Source organism: Mesorhizobium sp. ArgA1, assembly GCF_053714375.1.
The window spans coordinates 1-1,289 of sequence record NZ_JBSKBQ010000095.1; the positions used below are offsets into that span (position 1 = coordinate 1).

Annotated in this window: 1 protein-coding gene; it reads right to left on the reverse strand. The window is 56.3% G+C overall.

Annotation, left to right across the window (positions count from 1 at the left end; all coding sequences use genetic code 11):
• Positions 1-739 (reverse strand): group II intron reverse transcriptase/maturase (gene ltrA, locus ACWGTI_RS32455; RefSeq protein WP_454590654.1); only part of this gene is annotated, 739 nt, incomplete at its 3' end.
• Positions 740-1,289: the final 550 nt, after the last annotated feature.

Consider the following 1,289-nt stretch of genomic DNA (forward strand, 5'->3'; position numbering starts at 1 on the left):
CCTTGAGGGCTTCCGCTTGCTGTTCACTCCGGCAGTGCACAAGGCCATCGTCGGCATATCGACACCATGGAAGGTCAGGATGCGTCCGCGACATCCACAGATCAAATGCATAGTGCATGAAGAGATTCGACAAGATCGGGCTGACCACGCCCCCTTGCGGGGTGCCGCATGTTCGCTCGACGACTTTCCCGTCCTTCTCCATCGGTGCTGCCAGCCATCTTTCGATGTACAGCAGAGCCCACTTGCACGTGACGTGCTTCCTGACCGCTTTCAGCAATAGATCGTGCGGAAGATTGTCAAACAGTCCTTTGATGTCGAATTCCAGAACCCAATCGTACTTCCAGCAGCGCTGACGCGTCACGCCGACGGCATCCAGCGCTGATTTTCCCGGCCTATACCCGTAGGAATCGGGAAGAAAGAAAGGCTCCAGATCCGGTTCAATTATCTGCTTGACCACCATCTGCGCGATCCGATCGCTGACGGTGGGCACACCCAAAACCCTTTCGCCTCCAGTCTTCTTCGGAATGGAGACGGCGCGAACCGGCGGTGGGAAGTACGTCCCTGAGGACATCCGATTCCAGACCTTGTAGAGATTTCTCGCAAGGTCTTTCTCAAACATCTCCAAGGTCTCGCCGTCCACTCCGGCTGCGCCATGATTGGCTTTGACCGCTTTGTAAGCTTCGTATACTTGACGTTTCTCAATTCGAAACGGCTTGTCTGTCGTACCTATCGAAGTCATCCTGTTTCCAGTTGTTCCAAACAATACGACCACCTGATCCGACCCCTTTGCTCCGACCCCATTACAGGGCCCTCAACGCTCATACGGGTCGGTCCGCCCCAGTCTCCTGCATCGGTACTCTCGCCTTGCGGTTTGCTCCGCTTGAGCTTCTCCCTTTGCATCAGGAGCCTGGTTCCTGCAGTTCCGCGTGAAAGCCTATGTCCGACTCACGCCCCCTCTACGCCGGTCGCCGCCCGCCCGGTCATCAGGCATCTGGCAGACTTGTCCCAGGATGATGAGACGATCCTGGTTTCGACGACACTTAAGTTCATAACGACGCGTCTTCGGAGGGTTCACTTTCGTTCGTCTTTCGGACATGCACCTGCTCGGATCTCGTCCGAACGTTTCATCCGACGCTCACCACCACGGCTCTTTACCGCAGCAGCTCGGACTGGTTTGAGACCCGCTCCTGAAAGCCGATCCCGGAGGGCCACCCTCCATCATTCACGCAGCTTTACGGTACAGTGTCAGTTCATACAGAACTCCTTCCGTGCCTCTGCAGCACACTCTC